Source organism: Xanthomonas arboricola pv. juglandis (assembly GCF_001013475.1).
In the GTDB taxonomy this organism is placed as follows: Bacteria; Pseudomonadota; Gammaproteobacteria; order Xanthomonadales; family Xanthomonadaceae; genus Xanthomonas; species Xanthomonas arboricola.
In genome coordinates, this window is sequence record NZ_JZEF01000007.1 from 80,466 (window position 1) to 97,461 (window position 16,996).

The 16,996-nt window shown below is 63.6% G+C and carries 17 protein-coding genes and 3 tRNA genes; 8 read left to right on the forward strand and 12 right to left on the reverse strand.

The annotated features are described in order from the left end of the window. Positions 1 to 217: 217 nt before the first annotated feature. From ppx to XARJCFBP2528_RS21340, 5 genes are all read right to left on the reverse strand, one after another. Positions 218 to 1,738: an exopolyphosphatase gene (gene ppx, locus XARJCFBP2528_RS21320; RefSeq protein ID WP_026064255.1), complete on the reverse strand. Its 1,521-nt coding sequence runs from the start codon at positions 1,736 to 1,738 to the stop codon at positions 218 to 220. Between the two features lie 63 nt (positions 1,739 to 1,801). After that, positions 1,802 to 3,904 (reverse strand): polyphosphate kinase 1, encoded by a 2,103-nt coding sequence (ppk1, locus tag XARJCFBP2528_RS21325; RefSeq protein WP_016902236.1) that lies wholly within the window; start codon positions 3,902 to 3,904, stop codon positions 1,802 to 1,804. A 122-nt stretch (positions 3,905 to 4,026) separates the two neighbouring features. Continuing rightward, entirely contained in the window at positions 4,027 to 5,355 is a 1,329-nt protein-coding gene (phoR, locus tag XARJCFBP2528_RS21330) for a phosphate regulon sensor histidine kinase PhoR (protein ID WP_016902237.1), read from the reverse strand. Positions 5,356 to 5,431: 76 nt separating this feature from the next. After that, positions 5,432 to 6,121 (reverse strand): phosphate regulon transcriptional regulator PhoB, encoded by a 690-nt coding sequence (gene phoB, locus XARJCFBP2528_RS21335; RefSeq protein WP_002806631.1) that lies wholly within the window; start codon positions 6,119 to 6,121, stop codon positions 5,432 to 5,434. Positions 6,122 to 6,295: 174 nt separating this feature from the next. Then, positions 6,296 to 7,942 (reverse strand): M48 family metalloprotease, encoded by a 1,647-nt coding sequence (locus XARJCFBP2528_RS21340; protein ID WP_047125073.1) that lies wholly within the window; start codon positions 7,940 to 7,942, stop codon positions 6,296 to 6,298. 148 nt (positions 7,943 to 8,090) lie between these two features. Between XARJCFBP2528_RS21340 and grxC the strand changes: the two genes are divergently transcribed. The 3 genes from grxC to XARJCFBP2528_RS21355 all read left to right on the forward strand — a co-directional run bounded on the left by grxC (position 8,091) and on the right by XARJCFBP2528_RS21355 (position 10,158). Continuing rightward, positions 8,091 to 8,399: a glutaredoxin 3 gene (gene grxC / locus XARJCFBP2528_RS21345; protein ID WP_016902239.1), complete on the forward strand. Its 309-nt coding sequence runs from the start codon at positions 8,091 to 8,093 to the stop codon at positions 8,397 to 8,399. Beyond that, complete coding sequence (locus tag XARJCFBP2528_RS21350) at positions 8,396 to 8,791, forward strand: carboxymuconolactone decarboxylase family protein (protein WP_016902240.1); 396 nt, start codon at positions 8,396 to 8,398, stop codon at positions 8,789 to 8,791. Before grxC ends, XARJCFBP2528_RS21350 begins: the two co-directional genes overlap by 4 nt. 359 nt (positions 8,792 to 9,150) lie before the next feature. Next, positions 9,151 to 10,158: an isocitrate dehydrogenase gene (locus XARJCFBP2528_RS21355; RefSeq protein WP_005998180.1), complete on the forward strand. Its 1,008-nt coding sequence runs from the start codon at positions 9,151 to 9,153 to the stop codon at positions 10,156 to 10,158. 111 nt (positions 10,159 to 10,269) lie between these two features. Here the strand turns inward: XARJCFBP2528_RS21355 and XARJCFBP2528_RS21360 are convergent, their stop codons facing one another. Continuing rightward, complete coding sequence (locus tag XARJCFBP2528_RS21360) at positions 10,270 to 11,031, reverse strand: Bax inhibitor-1/YccA family protein (protein ID WP_016902241.1); 762 nt, start codon at positions 11,029 to 11,031, stop codon at positions 10,270 to 10,272. Positions 11,032 to 11,183: 152 nt separating this feature from the next. Here XARJCFBP2528_RS21360 and XARJCFBP2528_RS21365 point away from each other — a divergent pair. The 3 genes from XARJCFBP2528_RS21365 (at position 11,184) to XARJCFBP2528_RS21375 (ending at position 11,487) form a co-directional block, all read left to right on the forward strand. Next, positions 11,184 to 11,260 (forward strand) — tRNA-Pro (locus XARJCFBP2528_RS21365). A 42-nt stretch (positions 11,261 to 11,302) separates the two neighbouring features. Continuing rightward, a tRNA-Arg gene (locus XARJCFBP2528_RS21370) sits at positions 11,303 to 11,379 on the forward strand. Positions 11,380 to 11,410: 31 nt separating this feature from the next. Beyond that, positions 11,411 to 11,487 (forward strand) — tRNA-His (locus XARJCFBP2528_RS21375). A gap of 35 nt (positions 11,488 to 11,522) precedes the next feature. Here the strand turns inward: XARJCFBP2528_RS21375 and XARJCFBP2528_RS21380 are convergent. The 5 genes from XARJCFBP2528_RS21380 to XARJCFBP2528_RS23645 all read right to left on the reverse strand — a co-directional run bounded on the left by XARJCFBP2528_RS21380 (position 11,523) and on the right by XARJCFBP2528_RS23645 (position 15,669). Continuing rightward, entirely contained in the window at positions 11,523 to 12,725 is a 1,203-nt protein-coding gene (locus XARJCFBP2528_RS21380; protein ID WP_232618364.1) for a tyrosine-type recombinase/integrase, read from the reverse strand. Positions 12,726 to 12,795: 70 nt separating this feature from the next. Then, positions 12,796 to 13,200: a helix-turn-helix domain-containing protein gene (locus XARJCFBP2528_RS21385; protein ID WP_016902243.1), complete on the reverse strand. Its 405-nt coding sequence runs from the start codon at positions 13,198 to 13,200 to the stop codon at positions 12,796 to 12,798. 810 nt (positions 13,201 to 14,010) lie between these two features. Continuing rightward, entirely contained in the window at positions 14,011 to 14,922 is a 912-nt protein-coding gene (locus tag XARJCFBP2528_RS21395; RefSeq protein WP_016902245.1) for a hypothetical protein, read from the reverse strand. A 130-nt stretch (positions 14,923 to 15,052) separates the two neighbouring features. Beyond that, positions 15,053 to 15,319 (reverse strand): hypothetical protein, encoded by a 267-nt coding sequence (locus XARJCFBP2528_RS21400; protein WP_016902246.1) that lies wholly within the window; start codon positions 15,317 to 15,319, stop codon positions 15,053 to 15,055. 158 nt (positions 15,320 to 15,477) lie between these two features. Continuing rightward, positions 15,478 to 15,669 (reverse strand): hypothetical protein, encoded by a 192-nt coding sequence (locus XARJCFBP2528_RS23645; RefSeq protein WP_146011213.1) that lies wholly within the window; start codon positions 15,667 to 15,669, stop codon positions 15,478 to 15,480. Positions 15,670 to 15,785: 116 nt separating this feature from the next. On the opposite strand from XARJCFBP2528_RS23645, the gene XARJCFBP2528_RS21405 reads away from it, so the two are divergent. Both XARJCFBP2528_RS21405 and XARJCFBP2528_RS21410 read left to right on the forward strand, forming a co-directional pair. Further along, positions 15,786 to 16,145, forward strand: coding sequence for a hypothetical protein (locus XARJCFBP2528_RS21405; protein ID WP_047125075.1), 360 nt, complete (start codon positions 15,786 to 15,788; stop codon positions 16,143 to 16,145). Between the two features lie 75 nt (positions 16,146 to 16,220). After that, positions 16,221 to 16,751: a hypothetical protein gene (locus XARJCFBP2528_RS21410; protein ID WP_026064256.1), complete on the forward strand. Its 531-nt coding sequence runs from the start codon at positions 16,221 to 16,223 to the stop codon at positions 16,749 to 16,751. Here XARJCFBP2528_RS21410 and XARJCFBP2528_RS21415 read toward each other — a convergent pair. Continuing rightward, a partial coding sequence (locus tag XARJCFBP2528_RS21415) for an antirestriction protein ArdA (RefSeq protein WP_047125076.1) occupies positions 16,733 to 16,996 on the reverse strand: 264 nt, incomplete at its 5' end. The genes XARJCFBP2528_RS21410 and XARJCFBP2528_RS21415 overlap by 19 nt on opposite strands.

Here is a 16,996-nt window from a genome sequence, read left to right on the forward strand (position 1 = left end):
TTCTCCGGTTTTCGCTAGCTTCCGGGAGGGCGATGGCATGGATGTTGCGCGCATAAGTCGCGGCGGTGACAGTGGAGCCGGGAATTGGGAATTGGGAATCGCAGAGGCAGCGTGCTGCACTTGTTCAGCGTAATCGCCACCAGTCAAAACTTCTCAGAGCTCCGTGGTCGACTATTCCCGAATCCCCATTCCCGATTCCCGCCTGAGGCCGCAGGCCTCAGGTCACAAATGGTTTGAACGCGATCCCCAGCCCGGCCATGCTTTCGACTTCGCCGATCAGGTCGGCGCGCAGCAGCGGGCGCGAGTCGATCCAGCTTTGCGACAGGATCAATGACAGGCGGGTGTCATCGGCGGTGAGTTCCAGGGTCGGAATCGGGTCCGATTCGTGTGCGCGGTGCAGCAGCACCGCCAGCCGCAGCAGCGCGGCCTTGCGCCGGGTCGGCAGCAGCAGGCGGTCCGGCAGCGCATCAAACGCGGTCTTGGGCACGTTGCGCCGGTGTGTGCGCACCAGCGATGCCAGCACCTGCTGCTCCTGGCGCGAGAAACCGGCGATGTCCGAGTGCTCCAGGATGTAGCTGCCGTGCACGTGGTACTGGCTGTGCGCGATGATCAGGCCCAGCTCGTGCAGGCGCGCAGCGCGGCGCAACACCTGCGCGTCGTCGCCATCCAGCTGCCAGGATTCGCAGACCTGGTCGAACAGGCGGCAGGCCGTGGCTTCCACGCGCTGCGCCTGCACTTCGTCGATGCCGTAACGTTGCACCAGCGAGGCCACCGAGCTGTCGCGCGGGTCGTTCTCGCCGCCGCGGCCGAGCATGTCGTAGAGGATGCCTTCGCGCATCGCCGCCTTGCTGACCATCAGCTTCTCCAGCCCTAGCGCCTGGAACGCCGCTTCCAGCACCAGGATGCCGCCGGCGATGATCGGCCGGCGTTCGGCGGCCAGGCCGGGCAACTGGATGTCTTCGATGCGCTTGGCCTTGAGCAATTCATCGCGCAGCGCCGGCAGCGCCTCGGCGGTGATTGCGCCCTTGGTAAGCTTCATCGCCGCACAGATCTCGCCGATGGCCTTGTGCGTGCCGGACGAGCCGATCGCCTCGTGCCAGCCCAGCGCCTTGTACTGATTGGCGAACTGCTGGAACTCGGCGCCGATCTCGGTCAGCGCATCCTTCCATTTCTTCTTCGACAGCTTGCCGCCGGGAAAGAAGCGGCGCGTGCTGGCGATGCAGCCGGCCTGCAGCGATTCGCGTTCCAGGGTCTGGAACCCGCGGCCGATGATGAACTCGGTCGAGCCGCCGCCGATGTCGATCACCAGCCGGCGTTGATCGGGTTTGGGCGGCTGCGCATGCGCAACGCCGAGATAGATCAGGCGCGCTTCCTCGCGTCCGCTGACGACTTCGATCGCATGCCCGAGCGCGGTTTCGGCCGGCATCAGGAACGCCTGCGGCGAGCGCAGCTGACGCACCGTGTTGGTGGCCAGCGCGCGTACGCGCAACGACGGCACTTCCCGGATGCGCTGGCCAAAGCGCGCCAGGCATTCGAGCGCGCGCTGGCGCGCTTCGTTGGAGATGCCACCCTTGCCATCCAGGCCGTCGGCCATGCGCACGGTTTCGCGCAGGCGATCGACCACGCGCAGCTGACCCATCAGGTAGCGCGCAATGACCATGTGGAAGCTGTTGGATCCTAAGTCGATGGCGGCGAGGAAATCGCCATCGCGCAGGGGCGGGATCGTGGGGGAGGGCATTGGCATGGGCGCATGGTAGCCGATGGGCCGTTGGCCCCGTGAGGGGCCAAGCCCGCGCCGCTTTCAGATCCGCTCGAGCAAGGTCATCTGCGCCGAATGGGCCGGCTCGCCAGGGCCGGGTATGCGCTTGTGATAGACGCCGTCAGCATCCAGTTCCCAGGCGTTGACGTTGTCGTCCAGGTAGTTCTGCAGCACTTCGCGGTAGACGCGCTTGGCCAGATCCGGGTCCAGGATCGGGAAGCAGGTCTCCACGCGCCGCAGCAGGTTGCGCTCCAGCCAATCGGCGCTGGCGCAGTACAACTCTGCCGCGCCATCGTTGCCGAACCAGTACACGCGGCTATGTTCCAGAAAACGCCCCACGATCGAGCGCACGCGGATATTGTCGGACACGCCGGGCACGCCCGGGCGCAGCGTGCAGGCGCCGCGCACGATCAGGTCGATCTGCACGCCGGCTTGCGAGGCGGTATACAGCGCACGCACGACCTGCGGCTCGTTGAGGGCATTCATCTTGGCGATGATGCGGCCCGGGCGGCCATTGCGGGCCAGCCGCGTTTCGCGCTCGATCCGCTTCAACACGCCGGCGTGCAGGGTGAAGGGCGACTGCAGCAACTGCTCCAGCTTCATGCGCGGGGCCAGCCCGGACAACTGCTGGAACAGCATGTGCACGTCGTTGCCGATTTCCACATCCGCGGTGATCAGGCTGATGTCGGTATACAGGCGTGCGGTGCCGCTGTGGTAATTGCCGGTGCCCAGATGCACATAGCGTTTGAGCTTGCGTCCCTCGCGGCGCACGATCAGCAGCATCTTGGCGTGCGTCTTGAAGCCGACCACGCCGTACACCACCTGCACGCCGGCTTCCTGCAGCTTGTCGGCCAGGCCCAGGTTGGCCTCTTCGTCGAAGCGCGCGCGCAGCTCCACCACCACGGTGACGTCCTTGCCGTTGCGCGCGGCCAGGATCAACGCATCGACGATCAGCGAGTCCTTGCCGGTGCGGTACAGCGTCTGCTTGATCGCCAGCACGTTCGGGTCGACCGCGGCCTGGCGGATCACGTCAAGCACCGCAGTGAATGCATCGAAGGGGTGATGCAGCAGCACATCGCCCTTGCTGACGATCTCGAAGATGCCGTCGTTGTCGCGCAGGGTGCGCGGGTTGAACAACGGATACTTCAGTTCGGGGCGCTGCACCAGATCGTAGACCTGGGTGACGCGGCTCAGGTTGACCGGCCCGACGATGCGGTACACCGCGTTTTCGCTCAGGCCGAAGTTCTGCAGCAGGGTGCGCATGATCGGCGCCGGGCAGTCGTGCGCGATCTCCAGGCGCACCGCCGGGCGATAGCCGCGGGTGACCAGCTCGTCGCGCAAGGCCAGCGCCAGGTTCTCGACCTCTTCCTCGTCCACCACCAGTTCGGAGTTGCGGGTGACGCGGAACTGATACGAACCCTTGACCTGCATGCCGGGGAACAGCTCGTCGACGAACTCGGACAGCACCGAGGACAGGAACACGAAGCTCTGCGTGCCCTCCGGCGACAGGCTCGCCGGCAGCTGGATGATGCGCGGCAACGAGCGCGGCGCACGCACGATGGCCAGATGACCGGCGCGCCCGAACGCGTCCTGGCCCTCCAGCACCACCACGATGTTCAAGGTCTTGTTGAGGATCTTCGGAAACGGATGCGCCGGGTCCAGCCCCAGCGGCGACAGCACCGGCATGATCTCGTTGCGGAAGTACGCCCGCAGCCAGCGCTTCTGACGCGAGGTCCAGGCCGTGCGGCTGAGCACAGCCACGCCGGCATCTTCCATCGCCGGGCGCAGCACTTCATTCCACGCGTGGTACTGCTGTTCGACCAGCTTGGCGGCGCGGTCGTGCACCGCGTTGAGGATGGCGGTCGGGCTCAGGCCATCCGGCGCCGGCGGCAGGCCGAACTCCTGCGCATGCCGCACGGTGGCGGCGCGGATCTCGAAGAATTCATCCAGATTGGTGCAGGAAATGCACAGGAACCGCAGCCGTTCCAGCAATGGCACCTGCTCGTCCAACGCCTGTGCCAGCACCCGGAAATTGAAGTCCAGCTGCGACAGTTCCCGGTTGATGTACAGCGCCGGATCGCGCAACGGATCGGTGGCGATGTCCTCGGAAGGTGTGACGTCGTGCAGTTCTTTGGCGTGGCCCATTGGAATCGGTCATCAAGACGGAGATAGTGTGCGGCGTGGCAGCGCGGCAGGTGCAGCGCAGGCAATGCAGCGCGTCGTGCGCGTGCGCATCGCACCGCGTTGCGGCGCGCACCCCTTACATATCACGCCGAACGTGACAGTGGCAGGGACTGATCGCGCTGCACGACGCGCGCAGCGACAAAATGGCATGAGAATTCGCTCCCGCGTCCGACTTCGCTTTCGATTTCCAGACGCGCCTGGTGCAGTCCCAGGATGTGCTTGACGATCGACAGCCCAAGCCCGGTGCCGCCGCTCTCGCGCGAGCGGCTGCTGGAGACGCGATAGAAGCGCTCGGTGATGCGCGGCAGATGCGAGGCGGGAATGCCGTAGCCGGTGTCGCGCACCGCCAGGGCCGCGCCATCGCCTTCGCGCACGAAGCGGATCGTCACCGTGCCGCCGCCGGGCGTGTAGCGCACCGCGTTGGTGACCAGGTTCGAGAAGGCGCTATGCAGCTCCTTGTTGGAGCCGAGCAGGTCCACGCCGGCCTCGTCGAACACTTCCACGGTGTGGCGGCCCTGGCTGTGCGCTTCGGCCTCGCGCCGCAGCGTCGACAGCATCGGCGCCATCGCCACGTGTTCCTCGCCGAGTTCTTCCTGCGATTCCAGCCGCGACAGCGTCAGCAGATCTTCGACCAGTTGCGCCATGCGCTGCGACTGCTTGCGCATCTCGGCCAGCATCGGGCCCGAATCGGGAAAGTCTTCCGGGTCGAGCATGTCCAGATAGCCGTGCACCACCGTCAATGGCGTACGCAGCTCGTGCGAGACGTTGGCCACGAAGTCGCGGCGCACCTGCTCCAGTCGCAGCAGTTTGCTGACATCGCGCGCCACCAGCAGCCAGTAATCGTCGGAGTAGGGGATCAGGCGCAGATTCAGGCGCAGGTCCGGATCCACCGGCGAGGCGGCGTCGAGCATGGGCTCGGCATTGCGGCCGGCGGCCAGCCAGTGCGCCAGCGGCAACGGCTGCAACCGCTCCACCACCGACACGCCCATGTCGCCCGGATGATGCAGCCCCAGCAGTCCGCCCGCGGCCCGGTTGAACCACTGCACGCGCTGGCTGTTGCGATCCACCACCACCACCGCATCCGGCAGCGCCTGCGCGGCGGCGCGGTAGGTGCGCAGCATCTCGATCAGGCGGCGCTTGCGCCCGCGCATTTCGGCCTGGCTGCGATAGAGCAGACGATCCAGCTCGTTCCAGGCGCCGATCCCGGCGGCGGGCTCGGCGCGCTGGCGCGCGGTCAGGCGCTGCAGCACCTGGCGCAGCCGCCAGTAATGCCAGGCCAGCACCCCCAGCGCGGTCAGCGTCAACGCCATCCACACATGCTCGATCAGCACGCCGACCAGCACGGCAGCGCCCAGCAACAGCGCGAGAGTGCCGAGCGTCTTGAGCCAGGCGGAACGGATATGTTGAGGCATGGAAGGCGTTACCACGGAGCGTCAGTAGGCGTGCGAGCCGGCCGGCCTGCAGGGCCGACCGGCTGTGCGGCAACCACTAGGTTGCCGAAGAGAAACGGTAGCCCGAGCCACGCACGGTCTGCACCATGTTTTCCAGGCCGAACGGTTCCAGCGTCTTGCGCAGGCGGCGGATGTGCACGTCAATGGTGCGCTCTTCCACATACACGCTGCCGCCCCAGACATGATCCAGCAGCTGGGTGCGGGTATACACGCGCTCGGGATGTGTCATGAAAAAGTGCAGCAGGCGGTATTCGGTCGGGCCGATCGGCACCGGCGCATCGCCGGCAAACACCCGGTGCGCGGCGCCGTCGATGCGCAGGCGGCCCACGGCCACGCTGCCGTCCTCGTCATCCTCGCGGGTGCGACGCATCACCGCGCGGATGCGCGCCAGCAACTCGCGCGCCGAGAACGGCTTGACCACGTAATCGTCGACCCCGGCTTCCAGGCCACCGACGCGGTCGTTCTCTTCGCCGCGCGCGGTCAGCATGATGATCGGAATCTCGCGGGTCAGCTGTTCCTTGCGCCAGCGCCGTGCCAGATCCAGCCCGCTGGTGCCTGGCAGCATCCAGTCCAGCAGGATCAGGTCCGGCACGCGGTCGGCGATGGCGGTCTGCGCCTCGCGGGCATCACCGGCATGGATGGGTTCGAACTCGCCTTTGCGCAGCGCGAACGCCACCATGTCGCGAATCGCGGGTTCGTCATCGACGATCAGAATGCGTTTTTGCACGCGGGGCTTACCGTCTGGCTTTAGATTGATCGCCAGTAGACTACGGTTTTGTGACTCTAATGTGACATGCCTGAGGACTGCCGCCGTGGCCAAAGCGGCCTGTGCCACTGGCAGGCGCGGTGCTGAACCCGTCGGCACGTGCCCGAATGACCGCTGCGCCAACCGTCACATGCGCTAGCGCGTCGACAGATCCGGGTCGCGGATGCCTTGCCGGCGCAGCTCCAGCACGGTCGGCGTGATCGCCGCGATGCGTGCATCCACCCGCGCCCGTGTCACATAGTCGAGATCTTTCTTCTTCAGCGCTTCCAACTGGATCAGCGCCTGTTCCGGGCGTCCGTTCAAGTACGCAGCTTCGGCATAGGCCTCGCTGGCACGCAGATGGTCGCCGGACAGCTCGCAGGCGCGTGCGTAGGTCTGCTGCAACAGGGGATCTTCGCTGCTGCGATGCAGGAGCGGCTCCAGCACCTGGCGCGCGCGCTGGCCGGACTCCTTGCTGGCCTGCTCGTTGAGCGCTCCGGCATAGGTCAGCGCCACCGCGCGGTTGTTCGGCAGCTGCTTGAGCAGCGCGTCGAAACGCGCATTGGCCACCTCGCGCTGGCCCACCCGCGCCTGCGCCTCGCTCAGCCCCAGCGACAGCCACAGGTTGTCCGGGTGCGCTTCCAGCAGGCTGGTCAGTTCGGCCACCGGCTCACTGGGCCGGCTGCCGCTGTTGCGCAGGCGTGCCAGCGCCAGCCCGTAGCGCTGCGCGTCGGTCAGGCCGTGCTTGGCACTGCGGCGCAGGGTCTCGTATTCGCGGATGGCCGCATCCGGCGTGGTGGCGCTGAGCACGCGCAGGCGTTCCTTGGCCCAGTCAAAGTTCTGCTGGTCGCCGCTGCGGCTCAGCGCATCCACCGGCAGCCGCAGCGCATACGGCAGCAGCGCGTTGCCGTTGCGGCTCAACGGTTCGGACAGCGACGGGTCGGCCGGGTCCACTCGTTCCTGGCGCGTGCCGCCCGGCACCGAGGTGGTCAGCACCACGGTGTTCTTCTTCATCTGCTCGGCGCGCGCCTTGGCCTCGCTGATGCGGGTGACCGTGACCGGGTGGGTCTGCAGAAAGTCCGGCGCGCTGTAGCCGCCCTCGTTGGCGCGCATCGCCACCGACATGCGCTCGAAGAAGCCGGCCATTGCATCCACGTCGTAGCCGCTGCGCACCAGCGTGCGGATGCCCAGCCGGTCGGCCTCGGATTCGTTGGAGCGGGTGTAGTCGATCTGGCGCTGCTGCATCAGCCCCATCGCACTGGTGATGCCGGCCATGGTGGCATCGCCCTTTGAATTGCCGCCGGCCTGTTGCGCGGCGACCACCGCTGCCAGCATGCCGAGCAGGATCGGAATCTGGTCGCGCTGCGCCCGTTCCACCCCGCGCAGCACATGCTGCTGGGTGACGTGGGCGATTTCGTGCGACAGCACCGCGGCCACTTCGTCTTCGCGCTCTGCGGTCAACACCAGTCCGGCATTGACCGCGATATAGCCGCCCAGCGTGGCGAAGGCATTGATCTGGCGGTCGCGCAGCATGAAAAACGTAAACGGCTGCTGCGGCTGGTCGCTGTTGGCGCCGAGCCGGGTGCCCATGGTCTGCAGCCAGTCGGTGATCAGCGGGTCGTCCAGCACGTAGTCGTAATTGCGCAACTCGGCCAGCATCATCTTGCCGTACTCGGCCTGGCGCGCCGGGGTCAGCAGTTCGCCGGCAGACGAGCCGATGTCGGGCAGGCGGTTTTCCTGCGCGGGTGCCACCCCCATGGCAACGGCCAGCGTGAGGGCGGTGGCGAGCGGTAGCAGGCGCAAGTGGAACTCCCAGGTGGTGCGCGGAGCATGCGGGCAGCACGGCGCGATGGCGTGAATCATCGGTTAATCCACAGTGTTGCGGTGACGACATGGAAATTCCAGTCGCCCGGTACCATTGTCAGACCTCAGACCAACCGCGGAGTTTCCCGTGAGCCAAGATACCAACGTGCAGGATGCGGCCAGCGGCCCGCAGATCACCCTGTATTCCTCCGCGATCTGCCCGTACTGCGTGGCGGCCAAGAACTTCCTCAAGAGCAAGGGCCGGACCTGGACCGAGGTGCGCATCGACCTGGACCCGGCCGAGCGCAACAAGATGGTTGCGCTGGCCAAGCGCACCAGCGTGCCGCAGATCTTCGTCGGCGACGTCCATGTGGGCGGCTACGACGACATGATGGCGATGCACCGGGCCGGCAAGCTCGAGCCCTTGCTGGCCGGCAACACAGGCGGCCAGGCATGAGCGAGACCGGCAGCGGCAGCGACGACCGGCTGCGCGAGTTCACCGAATTCCGCCAGCGCATGAACCAGCGCATCCTGGCCGAGCCGAACCAGGTGGTGCGCCGGTTCTTCGCGCTGGACACCCAGACCTACCAGGCGGGCGCGCTGGACGTGAAGACGAAGGAACTGCTCGGTCTGGTCGCCTCGATGGTACTGCGCTGCGACGACTGCATCAGCTACCACGTCGCCCAGTGCAAGGAGGCTGGTGTGACCCGCGAGGAATTCTTCGAAACCTTCTCGGTCGGCCTGGTGGTCGGCGGCTCCATCGTCATCCCGCATCTGCGGCGCGCGGTGGACTTCCTGGACCAGCTCGAAGGCGGCGCCCCGGCACCGGAGCAGCACGCGCACGGGTGATTGGGGCGGGAGTGGGGAGTGGTGATTCGGGATTGGTAACGGCGGGCGAGGGCGCGTGCCGCCTGTTCTCGGCGGCGTGGCCTTGGCGCGGTCCGATTTCGGCACCGGCCGCTGGCTAGGGGCAGGTGCTTTCAGGGCATCTGCACTGAAGTTGTGCATGCATGCGCTGGTAAGCGCGGCTGTTTCTGCCGCCGTTCGCTGCACCGAATGGTCGCCGTGCGCAGCTGGCGGCTCTTAGACCAAGGTCGGTTTGGGCGCCTTCACCGGCATCGGGCATAATTGCCTGTGAAACCTCCTTGCGCCGCTCTGCCGGGTATTGCGGCTGGCGCTCCCCCCTTCAAGTTCGGAAACCCAACGTTATGACGCAGACAATCACGGTCATCCGCGGCGACGGTATCGGCCCGGAGATCATGGATGCCACGCTGTTCGTGCTCGACGCGCTGCAGGCTGGCCTGACCTACGAGTACGCCGACGCTGGCCTGGTCGCGCTGGAAAAGCACGGCGATCTGCTGCCCGAGTCCACCCTGGCCTCGATCACCAAGAACAAGGTGGCCCTGAAAAGCCCGCTGACCACCCCGGTCGGCGAGGGCTTCAGCTCGATCAACGTCGCCATGCGTCGCAAGTTCGACCTGTACGCCAACGTGCGTCCGGCCAAGTCGTTCCCCAACACCAAGTCGCGTTTCGCCGATGGCGTGGACCTGATCACGGTGCGTGAGAACACCGAAGGCGCCTACCTGAGCGAAGGCCAGACCGTGTCCGAGGACGGCGAGACCGCGTTCTCCGGCGCCCGCGTCACCCGCAAGGGCTCCGAGCGCATCGTGCGCTACGCCTTCGACCTGGCGCGCGCCACCGGCCGCAAGAAGGTCACCGCGGTGCACAAGGCCAACATCATCAAGTCGACCTCGGGCCTGTTCCTGAAGGTGGCGCGCGATGTGGCCACGCAGTACCCGGAAATCGAATTCCAGGAAATGATCGTCGACAACACCTGCATGCAGCTGGTGATGCGTCCTGAGCAGTTCGACATCATCGTGACCACCAACCTGTTCGGCGACATCATTTCCGACCTGTGCGCCGGTCTGGTCGGCGGCCTGGGCCTGGCCCCGGGCGCCAACATCGGTGTGGACGCGGCGATCTTCGAGGCCGTGCACGGCTCGGCGCCGGACATCGCAGGGCAGGGCAAGGCCAACCCGTGCGCGCTGCTGCTGGGTGCCGCGCAGATGCTGGACCACATCGGTCAGCCGCAGAACGCCGAGCGCCTGCGCGAAGCGATCGTGGCCACTCTGGAAGCCAAGGATTCGCTGACCCCCGACCTGGGCGGCACCGGCAACACTATGGGCTTCGCCAAGGCCATCGCCAGCCGCCTCTGAGCGACACAGCGACAGAAAAAAAGGGCGCCCAGGCGCCCTTTTTTTTGCGTTGAGTCCAGGGATTGGGGAATCGCTCTTACGATTCCCCAATCCCGACGCTCGATTCCCCGCTCAATTCCGCGACTGCAGCTTCGACAGCAAGCGCAGGAACTCGATGTACAGCCACACCAGCGTCACCATCAGGCCGAACGCGCCATACCACTCCATGTGCTTGGGAGCGCCCTGTTCGACACCGCTTTCGATGAAGTCGAAGTCCAGCACCAGGTTCAATGCAGCCACCACCACCACGAACAGGCTGAAGCCGATGCCGATCAGGCCAGAGTCGTGGATGAAGGGGATGCGCACGCCGAACAGGCCCAGCACGATGGTCGCCAGATACACCAGCGCAATGCCGCCGGTGGCTGCCACCACGCCCAGCTTGAAGTTCTCGGTGGCCTTGATCATGCCGCTGCGATAGGCAAACAGCAGCGCGAACATGGTGCCGAAGGTCAGCAGGACCGCCTGGAACACGATGCCGTTGAAACGCGCCTCGTAGACTGCCGAGATCGCGCCCAGGAAGAAGCCTTCCACCAGCGCGTACAGCGGCGCGGTGACCGGGGCCCAGGTCGGCTTGAAGCTGGTCGCCAGCGCGAACACCAGCCCGCCGATCGCGCCGGCGATCATGTACAGCCGCGCGGCAGGCAACGGAGCGCCATCGGCCCCGATCGACTGCGACCAGGCGAAGGCGGCGGTGACCACCGCCATCAGCAACAGCAGGCCGGTCTTGTTGACGGTGCCGTTGAGCGTCATCGCCTGACCATCGCGGGTGACTACCGAGCCGGAACCGAGGTCGAGGAAGGTGGATTCCCGAAGGGCGGGATTGCCGCTACGCATGCGTGTTCTCCATGAAATGTAGATGCCTGCCGACTTGGCGAGCGATGCCGCGAGGATACCGGATCGTCCGATTTACACAGAGTGATTGACAGCAAGGCCAATCATTCCCAAAATAGCCGACCTTTCCAGCCTTCGGGATTGAAAGGTCCCGCCGGGGTATAGCGCAGTCTGGTAGCGCGCCTGCTTTGGGAGCAGGATGTCGGGGGTTCGAATCCCTCTACCCCGACCATTCCGAGCTCTTGACGGCGTGGGAATGCGAAGTTCGGTCCGGGCGCCCGTAGCTCAACCGGATAGAGCACCGGCCTTCTAAGCCGGCGGTTACAGGTTCGAGTCCTGTCGGGCGCGCCATCGGCGGTGCGGTAGGAAGTAGGTTTCAGTGGTGGCTGTAGCTCAGCTGGTTAGAGTACTGGATTGTGATTCCAGATGTCGGGGGTTCGAGTCCCCTCAGCCACCCCACTGAATTCCTTTTTCCAACGAAAAACTCTTTAACTTCAGTGTGTTAATGTCCTATCATCCCGATCTTGGGATAGGTTGCAGTCCTGGATTGTTCCCATATCTGGGATAGGTGACGCACCGTTCCACCCCTCTTGTAGCGCACTCAAAGCACGCACCTTCGTGTCCACTAGGACCTTCGCGTAGATGGTTGCCGTGGTCTCGATCTTGGTGTGTCCGAGCCACTCCTGAACAAGCTTCAGGTCGCCTGTGCGAGCCAGCAAACGTGTGGCGCATGTGTGCCGCAGGCAGTGAGGGACGCACTCATCTTCCGACGCCAGATTGGTCGTGGCCTTCGCCATGTTCCATAGCTCGGTGCCGCGCTGTCGGCGCATTCCCGCAAAGGGACCATCTCCCTTCAACGCGCGTCGCCGCTTGAGCACATCGACCACGCGCGCCGTGCACGGAATCGTGCGTACCTTTCCGCCTTTCTGCTCGCCCTTGCGCCAGAACTTGATGCCGACGACGCCAGGCATCAGTTCCCAGTCGATGTCCCGCCAGCGCACTTTGAGCGCCTGCGAGAAGCGACAGCCAATGTCTGCGAGAAAGATGAAGCAATCCACGAAGTCCGCCGCATCGCGCGAGACTTGATTGCCGCCAAGCGGGTTGTCAGGGCGGTCGTCGAGCTTGGCAATTGCATCGAACATCACCCTCTCGTCCTCTGCGGTCAGCACGAACTGGCGAGCGTTGTCGCCCTCTTTATGCGGCTTCCACTTCGGGAGGTCCTTTGGATACTGCTTGTGCTGCTTGGCGTAGGCCAGGACGTGCATTAGGGCGAACAGCTTGCGGTTCACCGTGGCCGGAGCGTTTTCCTCTTCGTCGAGGAGGTGATCTGCCAAGTCGCGGACCTTTTCTTGGTCGATGAAGGCGACTGGAGTGTCCGCTCCCAGAAATTTCTGGATCATGCGGCAGTTGGTAGCGTAGGTGGCGTTGGAGGAGGCTTCACCCCAACCGCCATCCTCGCGGTCCTTAAGGCATTTGTCGCACGCTTCTTTAAGTGTCCAGGCCCGGTCTTCGCTGCGGCGATCCTGGATGGCGGCGAGACGTTCGCCCCGGAGTATGCGTTTGAGTTCCAGCGTAGTGACTTCAGGATCGTCACGTAACGCGTCGATGATGTTCTGCTCCTTACGGAGCGCGAGGTTCTTGTCGCGAGTTCCGGTGGATAGTCGCTCGCGGCGATTGCCCACCTGCACGTCGATCATGTAATAGCGACGGTCAGCCTCCCCGGGTCGGGGGGCTGTGCCCTTGAGTCGTAACGGCATTGCATCTCCATCATGCGGATTTCGCCGAACGCACGGCGCGCTTCTGCAGCGCCTCGTTGACGCGATCAGTGAGGTTTGAGAGGTATTGAAGACCCTTGGGGGTCATGTGGAGGAGGTTGCGGCGCGGATACAGCGGGTCAGCTTGCTGCTGGATGAATTCCATGCCGCTGGGCTGATCGCCCGGCTTGAGAGTCTTGCCGCGAAAAGACCAATCCATGATGTGGCGGGACGCTGCAGAAGGCGTCAGGTCTTTGACGTACTTCGTAATTTCAGACTGCAGGGTTCCCGGGTGGTTGTAGGTTGCAGTGAGGCAGAGAATCTTGGATGCCAATAGTCCCGGCTCAACATCCTGGCGAAGCTCGCCAAGAGCGATGTGGAGGATCTGCACGAGTTCTTCGGTGGTCAGCTGTGTCATGGAGACGGCTCCGTATGTACCTGGTGAGCGCGAAGCCGCATCCATCCTTCTTCGCGATTAAGGGTCATGTCCCTCAATTGCAATGATACCGATCCCGAGGCCGATATACATGCAATTGACGTTGATCACGTCCACCCAGAAGCCTTTCTGGTTGGGCGTAGCCTCGATTAGGAAGAATCTTGGGCGGCGGCAAAGTAGAGCAAGCAGGCTCTTCAAGGAGTTCACTGAGTCTTTCTCTCGTATCAAATTTAGGCCATATCGCGAATTAGGGTTATGCTGTAGGTGAAGAACGATCTCAGTTGACGACCTCAGGTGCCATGCAAAGTTAGTATCACTAGCAATTCTTGTGCCGGCAGCAACACTGCTTCCATCAAGCGCGGGCAAATACGGCCAGGAATGGCGCCAGGAGTGTTAGAAGTACCCCACCGCACAGGAAGGCAAGGAAAACTGTCTTCACGACAAGGATGCCCACTTCTCGCGCCACTTTTGCCGGCTTCAAGAGCTGCTCTCGGGCATCGGGCGACGCACCACCGTCAGCTCCCACTCTCCACCTTCCCTTGAAATCGCGTGCAGCTGGACAGGCACCTCAGGCGCCGCCACACGTGCCACAGCAAGTGCATCGCTAATTGCAGTCAGAAGATCGTCCCCCGTGTTGTGCGAAGTCGTGACCATACGCGCGGCGCAGCTCATAGATCGGCCCCCTCGTCGTCGTCGTAGGTGTCACGGGTTGTGTCTCGCAGGCGGCTATTAAAGCGCCCGGTCATCTCACAGATGGAGACCAGCGGACGTCCCCTGGAATCGCAGATCAAGTCAATCATTTGACGCCTCCACAGCAGGCTCGCCCAGGTCAATGAGCTCACGCATACCCTTGAATGAGGGAAAGCGAGGCAGCTCCTTGGCACCCACCGCGAAATGCTGGTACTTCACCAGCTGTCCTACGTAGCTCTCACGGTTGTCCCAGAAGTCCTTCGCTATAGCGTCGGTGAAGCCTGTGCCGATATTGAATTCCTGCCCGGTCACGATGTCGCGGACGCGAAGTGCGCCGGCAGTGTCGAGCGGGGTCTTGTTGGCCTGGTGACTGGAGCGCTCGGTACGCCCCAGCGCGTTCTTGGTGGCCGGGTTGTCGTTCCGCGTGCCTTGAACGACCTCCAGAATTTCCGCCTCGGCATCCTCGAATCGTTTGAGCTTAAGCATTCCTTGCTCGCGGGCGGTGCTCCGCCCTTGCTTGTATAGGCCTTCGGGTGCGCGAAGGATGAGGCCCTCGTGCCCCTCGGCCAGCTTCTCGGCCTCAAGCGCATCCAGTCCGTTCTGGGTCAGCACAAGGACTTGAGGCACAAGCACCGTCCGGGGAGTCAGCAGAAGCCCGCTGCCTACGATGGCCCATAGGCGCTCCCTGAAGGTCCCCGGTAGCACGCGGTCGAACACGTAGAACCGCACGTCAGGTTCGCCGTATTCGCGCATCACGCCGCCGACCGTGACTCGGTAGCAGTCCGGCGCGGTTGGCTGGCCGACAATCAGCTCGCCATCGCAACCATCCAGCTCCGGTCGCCCGAAGGCGGCCTGCACAGCGGGGTTAGGGATCGCCTTCATTGTTCGGGACATGACCACGCCGTCGCGGACGATGCAGCGCACGCCGTCCAGCTTCTCGGAGGCATAGAGCGGGAAGCGAAGCTTGTCCAGCTCGGCCACGGCGGCCAGCATGGGGCGGAAGGGTTTCGTCATGGGACATTGCCTCCAGGCAGAACGATCCAAAAAGTCACGCACGGCACCGGATTGATGCACCAGCGGCGGTTGTACGGAGACCAGTGCGCGCCTATCCACGCACTGCCCCAGCGGAAGAGGAGGCCGGCTCTCATTTGCTCAGCGCCTCCACCAGCAACTTCGCGTGCGCTTCGACTGCGCAGTCGGCAATCCAGCCGTCGATGTAGTGGCCCGCGTTGTCGTAGTAGTCCACCCAGCGGACCTCCCAGTGGTCGGGGGTCTCGCCAGGCTTGGGAGGCTCGGTGTACTCGGGTTCGCCGGAGGTGCCGCCGCGGGTGATGCGTGGACCGTAGGCAAAGACGCGGCCGTCTGAGGTATGGACTGCAGTGTCGGCGCGTGGGTCGAAGAAGCTGTTCATGCGACCTCGCAGGCGAGCGAGTGGGTGAGACAGCGGGGGAGGGTGCGCATAGGCGTGACTCCGGTGATTAAAGGGCCGCGGTTGCGGCTTGCTTTGGACAAAGAAAAGGGCCGCTTTCGCGGCCCCTGGTGTGCTCTTGGGATTCGTTTTCGTGAAGCCTAGAAGTCCAGATCGCCGTTTTTGGCGTTCCAGTCGGCTATGGAATTGCGTATCGAGGCAGGCAGTGCGTCGCGGCGCCCGAAGCCTCCCTTGCTGCCTCTTCTTGCTTGGTCCACGCTTGCTGCTTTGGCGCGGATGTGGGTTCCGTTCCAGCGGATGAGGATGGCTGCGTCGCGCTTGCGGATATACACCGGGATGCCTCCAGGTGGCATCCAGAGTCCCCATGTGTGTGGCGTTTCGAGCCACTTGTAGCCGTTCGGTTCCATGCCGCTAAGATATGGACAACAGTCGCACCGGAAGAGACACCATGGAACTCAAGGACTTCATCAAGCTCACCCTTGTGCAGATAGCTGAGGGCGTAAAAGAAGCTCAAGAAGAAGTGAAAAAAATCGGGGGAAATGTCAATCCCTATACGCACTTCGTGACGCAGGGTATGGGCACTCACCTGAGCCGGGGCGAGACTCAGCAGGTTAAGTTCGACGTTGCGATTACTGCCTCAGAAAGCACCGCGTCGAAGGAGGGCATCGGCGTCGTCGTCGCAGCTATTGCGCTCGGGAAGCGAAATGAGGTTAGCGACCAGTCGATGAGCGTTAGTCGAGTTAGTTTTGAAGTTCCGCTCGCACTCCCCGATGGAGACAACTTATACACCTCGCGCCCGCAGGGTTAGGTGCTTGATTTAACGGCGTTTGTATGCCAATTGATTACGCAACAACCGCAAGATTAGAGAGGTCAGTGGTGAAGCATGTCTGATCTGGTGGAGTTGATGAAGGCCAGCCTTGGGCCGGGTGTGGCGCTGATGGGCGTGGCCGTTGCGGCGGCGCAGTGGCACACGAACGATGTCAAGCTAAGGCTTGATTCCTATGATCGGCGGCTGAGGGTGTATAAGGCGGCGGTTGCGATGCTTGACAGTGCAGTAGCTGAGATACGGCAACGGCGTGTACCTAACTGGCGCAAGTCAAACAAAAATCCAACCCTTCCTTATGCGGAACTGCCCGAAGAGGTGGTAAAGACATTCCAGGATTGCTTGCTTGAGGCTTCTTTTCTTTTTGATCGAGAAGTGACGCACACGATGCACTACATCGATAGAGAGGTGCGTCTTGTCCGCATGTACGCGATTAATTTGGCAAGGAAGGAGCCGAGCGAATTACTCGATAAGTCCGGGCAAACCGGTCTGCGTGAGTTGCGGGAGGCGGAGGCGCGGATTGAGAAGCTGGACAAGAATATAGAGAAGCCTTTTCGGCGCTATCTCAAGCTTCAGCGGTTCCAGAAGTAGTGGCCGTTGGCTTCATAAGCTTCCCCGCCCATATGCATATCGCGTCCGTAACTAGCATAGTCAAAGTAGCGGGCCACGCTTTCGGGCACATCTTGTAGCAGTCCCCCATCCTCGACGACGTGTTCCGCAACCTCGGCCCAGCTGTTGAATTCGCCAATGTAGCGCTCGCGGAAAGTGTCGATATCCTCGCCGTCTTCGACCTCGCGACGTCCCCCCAATTTTGAGTAGCACCTCAGTTTGGAGTC

Coding starts and splice junctions, on each gene's coding strand:
- ppx (WP_026064255.1), bottom strand. CDS start 1,738: ATGCCCTCCCCCACGATCCCGCCCCTGCGCGATGGCGATTTCCTCGCC.
- ppk1 (WP_016902236.1), bottom strand. CDS start 3,904: ATGGGCCACGCCAAAGAACTGCACGACGTCACACCTTCCGAGGACATC.
- phoR (WP_016902237.1), bottom strand. CDS start 5,355: ATGCCTCAACATATCCGTTCCGCCTGGCTCAAGACGCTCGGCACTCTC.
- XARJCFBP2528_RS21350 (WP_016902240.1), top strand. CDS start 8,396: ATGAGCGAGACCGGCAGCGGCAGCGACGACCGGCTGCGCGAGTTCACC.
- XARJCFBP2528_RS21355 (WP_005998180.1), top strand. CDS start 9,151: ATGACGCAGACAATCACGGTCATCCGCGGCGACGGTATCGGCCCGGAG.
- XARJCFBP2528_RS21360 (WP_016902241.1), bottom strand. CDS start 11,031: ATGCGTAGCGGCAATCCCGCCCTTCGGGAATCCACCTTCCTCGACCTC.
- XARJCFBP2528_RS21380 (WP_232618364.1), bottom strand. CDS start 12,725: ATGATCGACGTGCAGGTGGGCAATCGCCGCGAGCGACTATCCACCGGA.
- XARJCFBP2528_RS21385 (WP_016902243.1), bottom strand. CDS start 13,200: ATGACACAGCTGACCACCGAAGAACTCGTGCAGATCCTCCACATCGCT.
- XARJCFBP2528_RS21395 (WP_016902245.1), bottom strand. CDS start 14,922: ATGACGAAACCCTTCCGCCCCATGCTGGCCGCCGTGGCCGAGCTGGAC.
- XARJCFBP2528_RS21400 (WP_016902246.1), bottom strand. CDS start 15,319: ATGAACAGCTTCTTCGACCCACGCGCCGACACTGCAGTCCATACCTCA.
- XARJCFBP2528_RS21405 (WP_047125075.1), top strand. CDS start 15,786: ATGGAACTCAAGGACTTCATCAAGCTCACCCTTGTGCAGATAGCTGAG.
- XARJCFBP2528_RS21410 (WP_026064256.1), top strand. CDS start 16,221: ATGTCTGATCTGGTGGAGTTGATGAAGGCCAGCCTTGGGCCGGGTGTG.